Annotated in this window: 17 protein-coding genes; 9 read left to right on the forward strand and 8 right to left on the reverse strand. The window is 59.3% G+C overall.

The genetic code is table 11. The features are described from left to right. Positions 1-74: 74 nt before the first annotated feature. From ABYT07_RS12155 to ABYT07_RS12175, 5 genes are all read left to right on the forward strand, one after another. On the forward strand, positions 75-1,313 hold the full coding sequence (locus ABYT07_RS12155; protein ID WP_372991961.1) for an oligosaccharide flippase family protein: 1,239 nt from the start codon (positions 75-77) through the stop codon (positions 1,311-1,313). Positions 1,314-1,316: 3 nt separating this feature from the next. Further along, positions 1,317-2,237, forward strand: a complete 921-nt coding sequence (locus tag ABYT07_RS12160) for a glycosyltransferase family 2 protein (protein WP_372991963.1) — start codon at positions 1,317-1,319, stop codon at positions 2,235-2,237. 21 nt (positions 2,238-2,258) lie between these two features. Next, a complete protein-coding gene (locus ABYT07_RS12165) occupies positions 2,259-3,257 on the forward strand; it encodes a glycosyltransferase family 2 protein (RefSeq protein ID WP_372991964.1) in 999 nt (332 codons plus the stop codon). Continuing rightward, positions 3,254-4,291: a glycosyltransferase gene (locus ABYT07_RS12170; protein WP_372991965.1), complete on the forward strand. Its 1,038-nt coding sequence runs from the start codon at positions 3,254-3,256 to the stop codon at positions 4,289-4,291. The genes ABYT07_RS12165 and ABYT07_RS12170 overlap by 4 nt, the downstream gene beginning before the upstream one ends. Positions 4,292-4,686: 395 nt before the next feature. Beyond that, a complete protein-coding gene (locus ABYT07_RS12175; RefSeq protein WP_372991966.1) occupies positions 4,687-5,277 on the forward strand; it encodes a rhodanese-like domain-containing protein in 591 nt (196 codons plus the stop codon). 622 nt (positions 5,278-5,899) lie between these two features. On the opposite strand, the gene ABYT07_RS12180 is transcribed toward ABYT07_RS12175, so the two are convergent. Continuing rightward, positions 5,900-6,733 carry an A24 family peptidase gene (locus ABYT07_RS12180; RefSeq protein ID WP_372991968.1) on the reverse strand — a complete coding sequence of 278 codons (834 nt, stop codon included), beginning with the start codon at positions 6,731-6,733 and terminating at the stop codon, positions 5,900-5,902. Here ABYT07_RS12180 and ABYT07_RS12185 point away from each other — a divergent pair. Both ABYT07_RS12185 and ABYT07_RS12190 read left to right on the forward strand, forming a co-directional pair. Beyond that, on the forward strand, positions 6,630-8,240 hold the full coding sequence (locus ABYT07_RS12185; RefSeq protein WP_372991970.1) for a DUF4331 domain-containing protein: 1,611 nt from the start codon (positions 6,630-6,632) through the stop codon (positions 8,238-8,240). The two genes, ABYT07_RS12180 and ABYT07_RS12185, sit on opposite strands and share 104 nt — an antisense overlap. Positions 8,241-8,264: 24 nt before the next feature. Beyond that, positions 8,265-8,480 carry a hypothetical protein gene (locus ABYT07_RS12190; protein WP_372991972.1) on the forward strand — a complete coding sequence of 72 codons (216 nt, stop codon included), beginning with the start codon at positions 8,265-8,267 and terminating at the stop codon, positions 8,478-8,480. 70 nt (positions 8,481-8,550) lie between these two features. Here ABYT07_RS12190 and ABYT07_RS12195 read toward each other — a convergent pair whose 3' ends face one another. From ABYT07_RS12195 to ABYT07_RS12205, 3 genes are read right to left on the reverse strand one after another with little or no spacing between them, the layout of a single operon-like run. Continuing rightward, positions 8,551-9,408 carry a general secretion pathway protein GspK gene (locus tag ABYT07_RS12195; protein ID WP_372991974.1) on the reverse strand — a complete coding sequence of 286 codons (858 nt, stop codon included), beginning with the start codon at positions 9,406-9,408 and terminating at the stop codon, positions 8,551-8,553. Further along, positions 9,405-9,935, reverse strand: coding sequence for a prepilin-type N-terminal cleavage/methylation domain-containing protein (locus ABYT07_RS12200; RefSeq protein ID WP_372991976.1), 531 nt, complete (start codon positions 9,933-9,935; stop codon positions 9,405-9,407). The genes ABYT07_RS12195 and ABYT07_RS12200 overlap by 4 nt, the downstream gene beginning before the upstream one ends. Next, on the reverse strand, positions 9,932-11,065 hold the full coding sequence (locus ABYT07_RS12205; protein ID WP_372991978.1) for a penicillin-binding protein activator: 1,134 nt from the start codon (positions 11,063-11,065) through the stop codon (positions 9,932-9,934). The genes ABYT07_RS12200 and ABYT07_RS12205 overlap by 4 nt, the downstream gene beginning before the upstream one ends. Here ABYT07_RS12205 and gspN point away from each other — a divergent pair. Continuing rightward, on the forward strand, positions 11,050-11,724 hold the full coding sequence (gene gspN, locus ABYT07_RS12210; protein WP_372991980.1) for a type II secretion system protein N: 675 nt from the start codon (positions 11,050-11,052) through the stop codon (positions 11,722-11,724). The genes ABYT07_RS12205 and gspN overlap by 16 nt on opposite strands. A gap of 14 nt (positions 11,725-11,738) precedes the next feature. Here the strand turns inward: gspN and ABYT07_RS12215 are convergent, their stop codons facing one another. The 4 genes from ABYT07_RS12215 to gspL are packed head-to-tail and all read right to left on the reverse strand — an operon-like array spanning position 11,739 to position 16,119. Next, complete coding sequence (locus ABYT07_RS12215; protein ID WP_372991982.1) at positions 11,739-12,956, reverse strand: type II secretion system F family protein; 1,218 nt, start codon at positions 12,954-12,956, stop codon at positions 11,739-11,741. A gap of 3 nt (positions 12,957-12,959) precedes the next feature. Continuing rightward, positions 12,960-14,462: a GspE/PulE family protein gene (locus ABYT07_RS12220; RefSeq protein WP_372991984.1), complete on the reverse strand. Its 1,503-nt coding sequence runs from the start codon at positions 14,460-14,462 to the stop codon at positions 12,960-12,962. Continuing rightward, positions 14,459-14,917 carry a type II secretion system protein GspM gene (gene gspM / locus ABYT07_RS12225; protein ID WP_372991986.1) on the reverse strand — a complete coding sequence of 153 codons (459 nt, stop codon included), beginning with the start codon at positions 14,915-14,917 and terminating at the stop codon, positions 14,459-14,461. Before gspM ends, ABYT07_RS12220 begins: the two co-directional genes overlap by 4 nt. Then, on the reverse strand, positions 14,914-16,119 hold the full coding sequence (gene gspL / locus ABYT07_RS12230) for a type II secretion system protein GspL (protein WP_372991988.1): 1,206 nt from the start codon (positions 16,117-16,119) through the stop codon (positions 14,914-14,916). Before gspL ends, gspM begins: the two co-directional genes overlap by 4 nt. Positions 16,120-16,196: 77 nt before the next feature. On the opposite strand from gspL, the gene ABYT07_RS12235 reads away from it, so the two are divergent. Beyond that, positions 16,197-16,351: prepilin-type N-terminal cleavage/methylation domain-containing protein (locus ABYT07_RS12235; RefSeq protein ID WP_372991990.1), on the forward strand; the 155-nt coding region annotated here is incomplete at its 3' end.

Consider the following 16,351-nt stretch of genomic DNA (forward strand, 5'->3'; position numbering starts at 1 on the left):
CCTCTCCGGTGGCGTCCGAGACACCGGAGGGCTGCAGCCGATAGAGTAGGTCCAACAGATTTGATTGGACCACGATGCTGACCGCGCCCCAAAACACATCCCGCCTTGCACAGAACCTGTTTGCCTATGGCGCGTCCGAAGTGGCGGCCAAGGCATCGCGGTTGCTGGTTGTGGTGGCGGTTGCCCGTTCGCTGGATCTGGCGCAGATCGGTGTGGCAGCGGCCGCACTTGCGGCGGCGGATATTCTAAAGGCGCTGACGGAAAACGGTGTCGGTCAAAAGATCATCTCGGCCCCCGAGGATGCCCTGCCCCAAACCTGCGCCACGGCGCATCGCATCTTTTGGGTTTGGTGCATCGGTCTGTTTCTGGCGCAATCGGCCATCGGCTTTGCGCTTTATGCTGCCAACGGAAATGGGTTGTTATTGGTGATGATCCTACTGCTGGCGGGCGAATATCTGTTTATGCCCGCAGGGCTGGTGCAAACCGCCCTTGCGATGCGCGCCGGAAAGCTGCGCCAGACGGCGGCGATCTCGGGCGGGCAAATCGTAGGCGCGAACATCCTGTCGATGCTGCTGGTTCTGGCCTGGCCCACGGCGGTGGCGCTGATCCTGCCGCGCCTGTTGACCGCCCCGTTCTGGTTGATTGCGATGCGCCGCCTGCATCCGTGGACCATCGACCTGTCTCAGGGCCGCGCGCCGCTGCGTCCGTTTCTCAGCTTTGGCTGGGCTGTGTTGGGCGTTGAACTGGTCAAGGCGCTGCGCCTGCAGGCCGACAAGCTGATCGTGGGGTTGCTGATGGGTGCCGAGGCGCTTGGGCTTTATTTCATGGCGTTCAACGCGGGCCTTAGCCTTGCCAATTCGTTCTCTGTCGCGTTTTCCACGGTGCTGTTTCCGCATCTATGCGCCAGCGCGGACAAAGCTGCTGCCTTGCGCCAAAGTATCTTGCTGGCAGTCGGGTTGATCACCCCCGCCGTGGTGACCCAAGCGTTGCTGGCCCCCTATTATGTACCGGTGCTGTTCGGGGAAGGCTGGTCTGGCATCGATGATATCGTGTCGATCCTGTGTCTGGTCGCGATCCCCACGACCCTGTGGTCAGCGACCGCAGGCTGGCTGCGCGCCACGGGCCGCGCAGATCGCGAATTCTGGATGACCGCTGCGATGACTGTGGCGCTTATGCTGAACACTGCGGCGCTGGCCCCGTTCGGCCTTGTCGCCGTGGCCACCGGATATGCCCTGACGGCGACCATTCTGATGGTCGGCGCATCCTTTCCCGCCCTGTCTCTGGCCTTTGGCCCAAAACCTGAAAAGGCCTGATCCATGCCCCTGTTTTCAATCATCATTCCCTGTTTCAATGCGGAAACCACTATCCTCGAGACTTTGGCCAGCCTGTCGATGCAAAGCTGTTCTGACTGGGAAGCGATATGCATCGACGACGGATCAACCGATAACACCCCTTTGTTGATCAAGACGGCTGCATCGCAGGACGCGCGCATCCGGCTGGTGCGTAGCCCCGGCAAAGGCCCGAGTACGGCGCGCAACACAGGCGTTACCGCCCACGCCCAAGCGGACCTGATCGCCTTTTGCGACGCAGACGATTTGTGGCAGCCGCATAAACTGGCCGAACTTGCGTTGGTCTTTCAGGACACAAGCATCGACGGCGTTTTCGGTCAGGTTGCTTTCTTTCGGGAAACGCCATCAGCGTCGTGCGTCGTGTCCACGGTGCCGACGCAAGACCTGTCGATTGATGTCCTGCTGGGCGAGAACCCCGTTTGCACGATGTCCAACCTGACCCTGCGCACGCAGGCCTTTGCCCGCTGTGGCGGTTTCGACGACACCATCGTCCACAATGAAGATCTTGAATTTCTGATCCGTCTGGTCGGAGGTGGCGCGCGGATCGTTCCGTCCCCGTCGCTGCAAACCTGGTATCGTACCAGCGTCGGCGGGCTGTCCACCGATCTGGACGCGATGTTGCAGGGCCGCAGCCAAGCCATCGCTACGGCAGCAAAATTCGACGTCACACCCAGCCGTGCCAGCCATGCGATCCATCACCGTTATCTGGCGCGGCGTGCTTTGCGTGTCGATGCCGGGCGTACCAAAGCGCTGCACCATGCCATCATCGGTATCGCCCATTCGCCGGGCGGTTTCATGTCGCCGGCGCGCCGCGGCACGCTGACCCTGGGGGCCGCCATTGCCGCAGCGGTCCTGCCGCGCAAGCTGCGCCTCTCCCTTTTCTCCTGACTCCCAACGGAAAGTTTTATCGTGACATTCGCCTCCATCATCATGCCCGCCTTCAACGTTCAATCCACCATGCGCCACACGCTCGACGCCTTGCTGGCGCAGACCTATCCCCGGTTCGAGATCATCATTGTCGATGACGGATCGACCGATAGCACACTGAAAATCGCGGCTGAATACGCAGCCGATCCCCGCGTCCGCGTGATCCGTCAGGCCAACCGCGGGCTGGCCGGTGCGCGCAATACCGGCATCGCGGCAGCCCGTGGCGAGGTTATCGGTTTTTGCGATGCCGATGACCTGTGGGTGCCGCACAAGCTGGCCCGTCATGTCGCCCATTTGCAAGCAAATCCAAGCGTTGGCATCAGCTACTCCGGCTCGGCGCTGATGGATGATGATGGCACGCTGACCGGTCAGGCCCAGCGCCCGCGCTTGCAGGGCGTCAGCGCGGGCCATATATTCAAACGCAATCCCATTGGCAACGGCTCGGCCCCGGTGATCCGCCGCGCTGTGCTGGAACAGATCGCGTATCGTCCCCGCCACGAGACCATGCGAGACTGGATCTTTGACGAAACATTTCGTCAGTCGGAAGATATCGAATGCTGGCTACGCATCGCGCTGACGACCGACTGGATCTTTGAAGGGGTGCCGGGACTGTTGACCCACTACCGGATCAATGCGGGCGGTCTGTCCGCGGCAACGGACCGTCAATTGGCCGCATGGGAGCGGATGGTAGAAAAACTGACACCACTGAACCCTGCATTCTTTACCGTGAATACCCCCGCCGCACGGGCCTATCAACTGCGCTATCTCTGCCGGCGCGCCATCAGCGATCTGGACGCCCCCCGCGCCCAAAGCCTAAGCCGCGCTTGGATCGCGCAATCGCGCACACCGCTGGTCGAAGAACCCGTTAAATCGCTCGCCACCCTTGCTGCAAGCACGCTTCTTTCGGCCTTTGGCGGGAATGTCCTGCGTCGCGCAATGATGCTGGCCCAGCGTTTGCGCCCCGCAGGCGCGATCCAATGACCCGCTTGCGCGTTCTGCATCTGGTGGATGACACCACAGCAGGCGGGGTGACGCGGGTGCTGACACACATCATGACCGCGCCCGCGCTGTCTGAAAACGCCGATCACAGCCTGCGCTGTGTCGATCGTGGCCGTGTGCGGCCTGAACGGATGAACGCTGACGTGATCGTGTCGCATCTGGCGATCAGCTGGCGTGCGCTGCCGATGTTGGTGGCCTTGCGTCTGGCGTATCCGCGCACGCCGCTGATCCATGTAGAACACAGCTATACCGAGCATTTTACCAAGCACAATGTGACCCACAAAGGTCGCTTTGCGCTGCTGTTGCGCACCGCTTATGCGCTGTTTGACAAGGTCGTCGCGGTCAGCCACGCCCAAGGCGCATGGCTGGTGCACAGCGGCGCGATCCGGCGCAAGACACTGAAGGTCATCCAGTCCTGCGTCGACCTTTGCGCGTTTCGTGCGCTGCCCGCACCAACAGGGCCAATCCGCGTGATCGGTGCCATCGGGCGGCTTGACCCCCAAAAAGGCTTTGACGTGCTGGTGCAGGCCTTTCGCCAGACAACAAACCCCGACATCGCCCTGCACATCTATGGCGAAGGGTCCGAGGAAAGCGCTCTGCGTGCGCTGGCCGGATCCGACACCCGCATCCAGTTCAAAGGATTTGCACCCGATCCGGTTGCGGCAATGGCCGCCATCGACGCCGTCGCCATGCCCTCCCGATGGGAGGCATACGGTCTGGTAGCACTCGAAGCCCTCGCGGCAAAGCGCCCGTTATTGGTCAACGGCATTGACGGGTTGTGTGACCATGTCACTGCCGGGGCCAAAGTGGTGGCGCAGCAAGACAGTCGTACTTGGCAGCACGCGATCGAAGCATTGACACAAGCGGATGCCTTGCCCCTTCGCCCACCCTTGGAGGAGAGCGAATTACCTGAAGACAGGTTCGACACCGGCTGGAAAGCGCTGCTGGACGAAGTGACTGCCCGCCATGTCCGCCAGAAGAAACGCACATCTCGCGAAGCAGTTTGCCTGAGGTAAATAGTCGCCCCGCCCTGCCCCGACATCATGGCCGATCCTTCACTTAAGATTTCCGCGCAGACGTGAGCCATGTGACCCTTTCCCCTAAGCGCAATGGGGCGCAATGGAGTGAGCCGCATCGGTATGGCGTATGATTTGGTCAAACCGATGTCGCGTGCAAACTGGCGGGCGTGTTCGTAATCTTAGGGGGCGATCTTGCGGGCATGGGCGTGGGCGCAGCATTTCACCTTCGATGGGCAAGCCTGACAGTTTTGCTTCACAAAGATGCCATTCAGAACGGGCAGGAACTCCTTGCACGCAGCTGCTTTAGCATTGCGGGTAAATTTAGATGACGGAGCATGATACAAGGGCTAACCTTTATCTTAGACTACCGATGCAATCTGGAGGACCAAGTCATGAAAAATCTCGCATGGACAATCGCCCTGACATGCGTCGCAGGGGCTGCGATGGCGGAAAATCTGGTGGGTATCACCAAAGACATGCCGTCGGTCTCTGTGCCAACTGCGGACGGTATGGTTGAGATCGACCGGATACAGGATACCGAAAACCAGTTAAGCGGTGAATGGGCGCTGACATCCCGCCGCTGCCCGAATTTTTGCATACAACCGCACAGCCCTGCGGAAGGCGTGACGACGATCGGCGAACTGGAACTGATCGAGATGCTCAAGGACCCCGATGCCGTAGTGCTGGACAGCCGCACCCGTGACTGGTTCGACGGCGGCACGATACCCGGCGCGATAAACATTCCTTATACCTATGTCGTGGATGAACTTGCGCAGCTGGGATGTGAGCCGGATTTTGACGGCTGGGACTGTGCGGCAGCAAAACCCGTAGCGCTGTTTTGCAACGGGATCTGGTGCGGTCAATCACCCACAGCGATCCGCAACATGATCAAGGCTGGCTACCCCGCAGACCACATTTTTTATTATCGCGGTGGCATGCAGACCTGGCGTTTGCTTGGCTTAACCGTAACTGGCAGCGAATAGCGGCGCAGACCTGCTATTCATGCGCTGTTGCGACGCTGCAGCGCAGCCCGCTAGGGCGGCCATTCGTGGTGCGTGCAGCATTTTACTGGATCAAACATCGCTCATCGGGCCAGACGGGCATCCAGATTTCAGCAATGACGAACCACGCTTGCAAAAGGTGAAGACATTCGTAGCTGACTATTCATGCAAATCCGCTTTGCGTCGACCGTAGAAACCTGACTATCACATTCAAGACCATCCATGCCTCAAAGAGCATTGAGGCCGATCACGTTGTCATCCTTGGTGCAGACAACGCACCTATGGGCTTCCCATTTATGATGGTCGATGACCCTCTCTTTCTACGCCTATCACCTGAGACGGAAATTCGCCGTAGGTGCGCCCCCTTCGCCCAGCTGTCGTTCAAGCGGATATCAAACCAAGCTGATCGGCACCATGCCATCGCTGCCGTGGCCCAGCATTGCTCGGCCGAGTACTTTCGGGTGTGGCTTTTGCAGAATTGGCAAAATTAATCTGGGGCCTAGCTTCGCGTGTGCCCTGTGTTTTGATCAGATTATCTGAGAGCTTCATCCTCCTTGGATATGCCGCAGTCTCAACCAAACAGCAGTGTCTCTTGGCCTGATCTCTAAACCCACCCAGACAAAAATAGCGCCCAATGCAAGAAAAATGCCCCGGCGAGGCTGGGGCCAAAAGGAATGTTCTGGCTTGGGCCTCCACCTCTGACCAAGGCAACAGCAATCCCTGCGATGGAGGAAATCAGTATGATAGAAGGTAGCGCTTGCCATCCCAACCATGCCCCGGCTGCGGCAAGTAGTTTCGCGTCACCAAGCCCCAGAGCATCTATCCCGCGCGCCCTGAAATAGGCAGCACCAATGGCCCAAAAAAATGCAAACCCCGTTACCGCACCAATCATCTGATCGACTGGAACCGATCCGTCCCTCCAAACCGCCAGCATCAAGCCAGATATGATCAACGGCAAAGTGCCTGCATCTGGCAAGCGAAAACTCCGCCAGTCTGTAACACCAAGCCAGATCAGAACGGCGATCAGCGGCGGTGTCCCTATGACATCAAGGTTTGTCGGGTGCGATTGCGAAAGAAAGAGCAGTATTTGATCCAAAACGAAACCTGTCAATTGGTCAGGCAATGCCAGCACAGAACCGCACGCCTCTGCATCTGCTACCATCCTGATGTGATCTTTTGAAATAATTTCAAAGTTTGAAAATCTTTTTTGAAACTTAATTGCGGCTTCATGCGTGGCTTCGCCCGTATGCCCGGCAACGGACTTGCTGCTGTTCTTCAGCGGTTGGACGGACAGCCTTTTTGCATATTCCAACGTTCCAAGTGGAGGAAGTTCAATGTTGATTAATAAGAAAAAGGCTTTTGTGAGCGCCGGGGCCGTACTGGCAACGGTCTGCGCAACGACTGCGTGGGCGTCTTCGCATCGCGAAGCACCGGGCATCACTGCGATGCCAAAAGTGGACGCTACAGATTTTTATATGTTTCGAAGCTATGAAACAGGCAAAGAAGATACTGTAACCTTTATTGCAAACTATCAGCCTTTGCAGGCACCATACGGCGGCCCCAACTATTTCACGATGGACTCCGACGCTGTTTACGAAATCCACGTGGACAATGATGGCGACGCGATGGAAGACATCACGTTCCAATTCCAGTTTAAAAATACGCTTGCCAATGGTGGCAAGGGCATCGCGCTGAACGTCGGCGGGCAGGACATTGCGATCCCACTGCGTCAGGCCGGTACGATTGGTGCAGGCAGCACTGGCGCACAAAACGAATTCGAAAGCTACACGGTTCGCAAGATCAACGGCGACCGCCGTTCCGGCTATGCCGCAAGCGCGCTTTTGACAAACACAAGCGGCGGTGGCACGACCTTCAACAAGCCGATCGATAACATCGGCAACAAAACCATCGCTGATTATGCGACTTATGCTGACGGCTTTGTCAGCGATACGACGATCCCAGATTGCGCGGCACCGGGTCGCGTTTTTGTCGGCCAACGCGCAGAAGCGTTTGCGGTGAACCTTGGCGAGATCTTCGACCTTGTGAACCTCGTGCCTATTCAGGGTGCGGATAATCCCACCTACCCTCAGTACAATGCGGCATCACCTTTCGCGGGCGGCATTACACAAGACCGCGCCAACGATGACCTGATCGACAAGTTCAACGTCACATCGCTGGCCATCGAGGTGCCCATTTCCTGTCTGACAGGCGCGGGCAACGGTGTGATTGGTGCTTGGACCACGGCAAGTCTGCCGCAGGCACGGCTGCTGGATCCAAGCCCAACCTATGAAGGCACAGACAGAAACGGTGGTGCTTATGTGCAGGTTGCACGTTTGTCTGCACCCTTGGTGAACGAGGTCGTTATCGGTCTGCCCGACAAGGATCTGTTCAACGCTGCCGAACCGACCCAAGATGGTGCGCTTGCCGCTTACGTCACCAATCCAACGCTGCCCGAACTGATCGAGCTGCTGTTTGGCGGTGTGGCAGGTTTGCCAGCCGAGCTTGCGCCAAACAACTTTCCACGCAACGATCTTGTCGCGGCGTTCTTGACCGGTTTCCCCGGCTTCAACCAGCAAGCAACCGTAACCGGCTCTGAAATGATGCGCCTTAACACCGGCGTGGCAGCGACACCTCTTGCCAATCAGCACGTCTTTGGCTTGGTTGCGGAAGATCTGGCCGGATTTCCGAACGGACGTCGCCCGGCAGATGACACCGTTGACATTGCCCTGCGCGTTGTCATGGGCCGTCTGTGCCATCCCGTCCCACTGGGCCAAGAGCTGAGCGGGGATCCGACAGCTGCTGACGACATCAACCTCGGTCTTTGTGCCCCGGCAGATGCGCCCGTTGGCACAGCGGCACTTACTGATGGTGCACCAATCAAACCAACCGATCTTCGCGCGACGTTCCCTTACCTGAACACGCCGCTCGCCGGATCGCCAAACTAAGTGGAGGATCGTATGACACTCACGATGAAACAGACACTTACGCCCAAAGCCAAACTACTCGCCGGAGCATCAGTGCTTTTGGTGGTGGCGGCTTGCGGAGGGAGCGCGGCTTCGGGGATCAACTCCTTGGGTGCGGCCTTCGTGAAAGCGTTCCAGACGAATGCAAATGGACCCGCTTTGGCTGATCCTGCTTTGGCAGGGTTGACCGTCAACCCGAACATCGACCCGTTTAACCCCTAAGGGGAATGGATTGCCGTTCAGGCAAACAACGACCGGGGCGCAACCGTTAACGCGGTTGCGCCCTTTTCTTTTACATGTCCGGTATGGCTGGCACTGTATTCAGGGGCACACCGTACGCCCTTCGCGTGACAAAAACACTACGGCCCGCAAAGCTTTCCCTGCGTGCTATTCGGCTGCGAAGATTTACGGCAATGCCATCAACTTCGGCCAAAATATCGATGTCGAAATTCTGCGAGGTAAACCCTGCCAATGCGGGACGAACGGCCCCCACGCGGTCAAGGTCTTGGGGGGTTAGCAGCCCCACACCTGTGCGCCGGCTTTCAAGCCGCAGCGCCGCCGAGCGGTTGTTCAGCACCGCGCGCAAAAGCAGCGGTGCCGCAGTATTTAGATTGAGCGTTGCCGTTGCGGGCAAAAAATCAACGAAGGGTGAAAGCGTGCTAATCGTTTGGGGGGAAATGCTGCGCAAATCAGACAGGTTTTTCAATCCCGGCCGGCCAGCAATTTCAGCAGCAATTCGCGCGCCATCTGCACGGCTGATTTCGAGTTCGGCCAGAACACGCAAAAGCGCTTCGACTTCGACCTGCGCCCCACCGGCCAGACGTGTCAGGTTCAGCTTGGCCTGCGCATCGCGGATTGTGACAGAAAACCGCCCCGTAGAAAGACCGGCTTCTTGTTGGGCGACCAGCGCCCAGGCCTCTGTGTAATTATCTGTGTCCGGGGCATTCACCATGTCGCGGCGCAGTGCGGTCACCGCGCTCGCTTCGGCCCCTCTGGCCAATGCATCTGCGGCGGTTGCCGCCGCCATCGACTGCGCACGCCGCAAGGACACATCCTGCGAGGTCAGCATCAAAAACACCACGATGGACGCAATCGACAGGATCACCAACACATTGATCAAGACGACCCCAGCGTCACGGTCGCGCGTCATTCCTCTGCCCCCGCGGGCACATCGACAAGTCGGCGAACAGTGCCTTCGCGCAAGCCCAATTGCAGCTCAACGGCCTTCAATGTGGGTGGCAACCCCAACGATTGGGTTTGCTCTACCGGCCAGCTGTCATGCCACATTCCGGCAGAATCCAGCGATCTGAGCCGGATGGAATTTACCCCGTCAATCATCTGCTGGTCAAAGTCTCTTCGGGACAAGCTGCGCAGGAGAACGCCTGAAGGTACCTGATAGGACAACAGACCTGTGCCCGTCCTGTTCATTGTTATACCTGTCTCATCGTGCCGCACGCTGCCCGAATCCGATTCCTGCAAATCACGGCTGAAAACGACCAGCGCGCGGTCAATCTGCCCCAACCGTTCCAGCCGCCCTTGTGTCCCTGATTGCGCCCGCAGAATGTTATCAAGCATGGTAAAACCTGCCAGCCCAATCAAAGAAAACAGCGCCAGCGCGACCAGCACCTCGACAAGTGTCAGGCCCGCCTGAGCGTCGCGGTGCGCCTTCTGGGTCATGCCGAGGCAGACCCGATCATCGTGATCGCCCCCGCGCCCACATTCAGCACCGCAAGGCCGCGACTGCACAGGCCTGATTTGCTGAATTTATAGGGGCCAAGCACACCGGAAAAGCCCTTGTCGCGGGTCAGACCGCCAGCGGTCTGTTCCTGAATACGGCCCAAAAGACGGGCCGTTTCAACGCCATCAAAGGCCACACCGGCAAGTATGCCGGGGCTTGTGCCATGCGCCGATTGATACGCAACGGCAAAGGGTTCGAACGCAAGCGGGTCTGGTGCCGCATACCAAGCATCTCTGAGGGCTGGCAAATTACCGGGATCGCGCGATGACCACTGCGATGATCCCAGAACCTGGGTTTTGCCCCGCAAAGCAGAGGCCAACGCTTCCAGCTCCGCGCCAGCACCGGGCAGATATACGGCCTTGGGCAACGTGCCCCCGTTTGCCTTTGTCAGTTTGACAACTGCGGCTGCGGGGTCGGTTTCGATGATGGGGGGCAACATGGTTTGCCCGGTCGCTTTTCCAACGGTTGCCGCTGCCTCGGCAGAGCGTGCGCCAAATGCGCCGGGGGCGACGACCACGCCAACAGTGTTCAAACCGCGTCTGGCGGCAAACGTCAGGACCGCGCGTGCAGATTGTTCCGGTGTGACGCCCAGCACAAATACGCCACGGCCAGCGACGCTGATATCGTTCGACAAGGTCAAGACCGGCACGCCAGATCCAACCGCTTGGGAAACCGCAGCAACCTGCGCCCCGAAAAGCGGGCCAACGATCATGCGCGCCCCCCCTGCGACGGCAAGCCGGGCGGCAGTGGCGGCTGTTTCTGGCGTATCCCCTGAATCGAAAAAGGCCATCTCTCCTGTATCGTTCAACGTGTTGCCGCCAAGGGTTGCGGCATTGCGCATGATCTGACCTAGTTGCGGCGCACGACCAGACACCGGTGCCAAAAGAGCGGCCCGCCCCGGCCCATCACTTTTGGCGGGTTTACCCTCAAGGACACTGCCCAACCCTGTGGCAGAACATGCAGAAAGAAGCGAAGCAGATGCCGCCAACCCCGAAAGAAACACCCGCCGGTCGCGGCGCACAGCGACACGCGCCGGGGCGTCGGATTGTATCGATGATTGGTCTGTCATTAGTGGCACTCCTGTTTTTCGGGGGTACGGTGTTGATGAACCTGCCCACCACCACTATGGCACGAATAACGGGGGTGCCGCCACAGGTGCGCGCGCTGTCGGGCAGCCTGTGGTCGGGTCGCGCGGTGTTGGACGGCGGCTTGGTGCTGAACTGGCAAGGGAAATGGACCAGCCTGTTGCGCGGGCAGATCGGTGCCGACCTGACCCTGACCGGACCGCGCACGTTGTTGCAAGGCTATGGTTTCGCCAGCCCCTGGCAGATTGGCCTTAGCGATATATCCGGGCGCGGTGGCGCTGACCTGCTGGTTTTGGTGCCGGGCGCGTCCCCGTGTGACGGACAAGCGGTTGTCGATATCGCACGCGCAACATGGTCGCGGGCCCGTGTGACAAGCAATGGCCGGGTGCAAATCAGCGACAGCCTTTGTCAGGTGCCGGGACAAGCGGCCCTTGAGACCCCGCCGCTTGATCTGGTTCTGACCAGCGAGGGGACGGATGGCGTCGCAACCCTGACAACGAACAACGCCGTCAAATCGGAAATGGGCCAAGCACGCCTTGGCCCTGACGGCTGGATCAAACTGAGGATCGAACCGGCTGCGGCGCAACTGATCCCCGGCCTGCCTGATAGCGCGCCCACATTGCTGGAATTTCAGCTGAACTAACCGCGTCAACCACATCAAATCACCAAATTGTTCAGATTTACGATGGGCAGCAATATGGAAAGCACCAAGAGCATCACAACACCTCCCATCAGCAATAACACTGCGGGTTCGACCAACGCCACAAGGGCTGCTACCAAGGCATCAAGGTCGCGCGCCTGATCCGCGGCCGCACGTGTCAGGCTCGCCCCTAGTGTGCCACCCGCTTCGCCGCTGGCCACCATCGCGACCAACAAAGGCGGGAACACTGCCGCCTGATGCATCGCCTTTGACAGCGCCGTGCCTTCGCGCACACGGGCCCCCACGGCCTGCGCCTTGGCGCGGATATAGCGGTTGCCGATGGTGTCTCCTGCGGCTTCCAGTGCTTCTGAAAGCGGGACACGGCTGACCGTCAAAGTGGCCAAGGTGCCCGCAAACTGGGTCGCGTTTGATTTCAACACGAAATGCCGCATGGGCCAGGCCCGCGCTGTCCATTGATCAAACTGCATGCGCGCAGACGGGCGCCTCAGCAGCCATGCCCCTAGCGCAACCAGTCCAAGAACGAGCCCCAGCACGATCAACCCGTAATTCGCAACAAAGTCACTGACTGCAATCAAGCTGCGGGTCAATAACGGCAGTTCGGCCCCGCGCGAGGTGAAAACCTTGACGATGTCAGGCACCACATAGACCAGCAGCGCGACGATAACCCCCAAAGACACCAGCGCCAAGATCGCCGGGTACAGCAGAGCAAGCTGAACCGTCTGGCGGTTCTTTGATCGCGTTTCGACAAAATCGGCCAGATGATCCATGACGTCACCCAACCTGCCCGACGTTTCGCCGGCTTTTACAGATGCGCGGTAGAACGCATCAAAAATGTGGGGATGTGCGTCAAGCGCGGGTGCAAGCCCCTGTCCGTCAAGCACATCAGCCCGCAGTGTCAACATCAATGCTGCAACTTTTGCATTGCTCGCCTGATCCGCAACGGTCTTTAACGCATCTTCGATACGGACCCCCGCGCCGATCAACGTCGCAAGCTGCCGCGTGACGACCGTCAGCGCGCGTCCTCCGATGCCCTTGCTGCGCCCGCCGCCGAACAGTGATACGCTGGAAAGTCCCTTGCGTGTCGGCTCGACAGAAAGCGGCAACAGCGCGCGTGCGCGCAATTCCTGCCGCGCCGCACTTGCGCTTGATGCTTCGATCAGGCCGCTGCTGCTGGCCCCGGACTTATCAACCGCCTTATAGGAAAACGCTGCCATATCTTAGGTCTGGTCCGGTATCACAAGATCATCACGCACCGCGCGGGCGACCTCTTCTACCGTCGTTTTGCCTTGGCGAAGCTTATCAACCCCATCCGCCAGAATGCCGGGCCCCTTGGCGCGGGCACGGTCCTGCAACTGCGCCTCTGATGCGCCTTCGTGAATCAATTTCTCAAGCTCCCGGTCGATCTCGATAATCTCGTAGATTGGCAACCGGCCCTTGAAACCCTGGTTTTGACAGGCGTCGCAGCCCACCCCGCGCTGGACGGTTTCGCCCGCCGCAACGGCCCCAGACAACAACGCGCTTTCGCTTTCGCTGATGATGTGCGGCGCGGCGCAATCGGGACACACGCGGCGCACCAGGCGTTGCGCGACCAAGCCGCGCAGCATCGGGGCCAGCAAAAAGCGTTCCACACCCATTTCCACCAATCTGGACACCGCGCCGATCGCCGTATTGGTATGCAGCGTCGACAGAACAAGGTGGCCTGTCATCGCGCTTTCCACCGCGATCTGCGCCGTCTCGCGGTCGCGAATTTCGCCGACCATGACCACATCAGGGTCCTGCCGCAAAATCGCCCGCAGGCCGCGTGCAAAGGTCAGGCCGGTCTTGGTGTTGACCTGCATCTGCCCCACGCCATCCATCGAATATTCGATCGGATCTTCGACCGTCATAATATTGCGGGACCGGTCGTTCAGTCGCCCAAGCGCCGCATATAGCGATGTCGTTTTACCGGAACCTGTCGGTCCGGTCACCAGCAATAACCCGTCAGGCCGCGCAAGGATGCGTTCAAAGGTCTCGCGATCACGTGCGCTCATCCCCAGATGGCTGATACCGCGTTGGGTCTGGCTGCGGTCCAGCAGGCGCAGCACAACCCGTTCGCCAAACTGCGACGGGATCGTGGACACCCGCACATCAAGGTCATACCCACCGACCCGCAGGCTGACCCGCCCGTCTTGGGGCTGCCGCTTTTCCGCGATATCAAGCTTGCCCATGACTTTGATCCGGCTGACCAAAAGCCCCGCCAAAGCGCGCTTGGGTTCGATCACCTCGCGCAGGACGCCATCGACCCGAAACCGGACGACCAAGCGGCGTTCCTCTGTCTCGATATGAACGTCTGAGGCGCCTTCCTTGACGGCCTCAAGCAGCAGCGCGTTGATCAGCCGGACGACGGGGGCATCGTCATTCTGGTCCAGCAGATCGTCAACCGCGGCTGCCGTGTCGGCAAGCGCGTTCAGGTCATCACCTGCGGCGGCCTCTGCGGCCTCGGATGCGCTGTCTCGGTAAATGCGGCCCAATGCGGCTTCGAAATCCTCGGCCTCAATCGGGACAAAGGCGACGGGCCGGTCCGCCCTGCGCTGCGCCTCCATCAACACGTCAACAGGTGCGCCGGGGCGAAAGTGGCAGCCAAGCGGGCCGCCGGGTGTGCCGGCCATCAAAACAACACCATTTGACTTGGCAAAACTGTAGCTTAGCCGCGGAAAGGATGGCGTGTCATCAAGGCTCATTTCGCATTCTCCAAGGTCAGGCGGGCGGCCACAATGCCGGGTGCAGTTTTACGGTCCATCTCAAGCGCGACCAGGGCGATGGCAGCGTCGGTTTCCATCGCGGCGATCCAACCGATGACGGTATCATAGGGGGCATCATCCAATGAAACCCGTACCATCGCGCCCTCTGGCTCAAGCCGCCGTACAAGCACCCCGGCAAGGTTGGCACTGTCGGTGATGCGGGTGGCCAGCGGCGTCGTGATAACGGGGACAGATCCCAATTGAGCTGGCTGGTTTCCCTGATTTTCTACCGCTGCAATAAGAGTTTGATACCCTCGAATTTCGGCGCGTGCCGCCATCCGTGCTTCGCTTAGCGGGACCCACCCATACTGGTATCCGGCGAACAGGGTCACCAGTGGCAAGGCGATCAGCACCAATATCTTTTCTCGCAGAGACAGACGGTGAAAAGCGTTCATTCCCTGCCCCCCGCGGTCACGACAAATTCAGCTTCTGCCACCCCGGCAGTGGCCGTGGCGGCACCGCTGGTCACGCCAAACCCGGCCGCGCGCAGCAAACGTTCTGCCTGTTGGAGATCGTCCAGCCCCGGCACCTCGACCAACATCGTCAGCCGCGCGGGGTTGTCGGCAAATGTCAGACGACGAAAGCTGATCGGGGTATCAGCCTCAAGCAACGCGGCGGACATATTTCCAAGGATCGGCAGGAATGCACTGCCTTTCGGGGCGGATACGGGGGGGGCAAGGCGACGCAGGATCGGTTCCACATCGCGGGTGACAATAAGGCCAGGAAGCACGGTATCAATCGCAGCCTGCACCGCTGCACGTTCACGATCTGCAATCCGGGTGAGTGCAACTGTATCTGCGACCATTATGCCAAGATGTCCGATTGCCCCCACGGCGGCAATCATCGCAGCCCGCTTGGCGTACCCTGCCCAATTGGTAGCTTTGTGAGCAAACGCGCCTTGTCGCAGATCAACGGCCAGGTCTTTGGGGTCAGGCTCGGGGGGATGCGCATCGTAGGAATGCACCTCAATCGTTTCTGACAAAACGTCGCCGTAGCTATTAATCAGCGGTTTGGCAGCCTGCGCCCAGATCAGTGGCAGCATGGCGACGTCGACGACAAACCCGGTCCCGTCCGAGACGCGTACCAATGCGCGCGCGCCGCTGAGCCATACGGCCCAAACAGGTTTTTCATCGACAGAGGTTGGCGTAGGCAGCGCGAAAATTTCGGGCACGACAGCGCTATCGCCGGCATCGACTGCGGCCTGCATGATGTTTCGATCCACGACGGCCGCGACAACCAGATCGGGTTCGTCCAGCGCCCGGCACAACGCGATGTGAACATCTTCAAGCGGGGCGCTGATGCGATCCTCAAGCGCGAAGGGCAACGCAGCCCGTTTTGCCCGTGCGCCGCGCACCGGCAAAACCGCGGCCATCAGGCTCACCTTTTCGCCGGGCAAAATCAGCGGCGGAACATCCAAGGATTCGGCCAGTGCGTCACACAGTGAAATGGTGAATTCCGACGGTGGCGGCAGTGAATTTAAAGCGCCCTCAAACACGCGTTTTGAACCCACCCGATCCGGGTCGATTTTAGCGGTTTGTCGCTTGTTTATGTGCCCCTTTTGCAAGGTTTCATCATTGTGCGAGGGTCTGTTTTTCACTACAATTCTTTCATTGTGACCCAATAAAATAGGTACGTTCTAGAATGATAAAGAGTTTCATGAAGGGTACAACAGAGATGAAAAAACTTCGTCAGAGGGCTTCAGAAAAGCGGGGTGTTCATCGTCAGAGACGCCGGGCGGATTCAGGTGTGACGCTTATCGAAATGATGGTGGTATTGGTCATCATTGCGTTGGTCGCCGCGATGATTGTTCCCAATGTGATTGGCCGCCC

Origin of the sequence: Sulfitobacter sp. (genome assembly GCF_041552635.1) — a bacterium.
GTDB lineage: Bacteria > Pseudomonadota > Alphaproteobacteria > Rhodobacterales > Rhodobacteraceae > Sulfitobacter.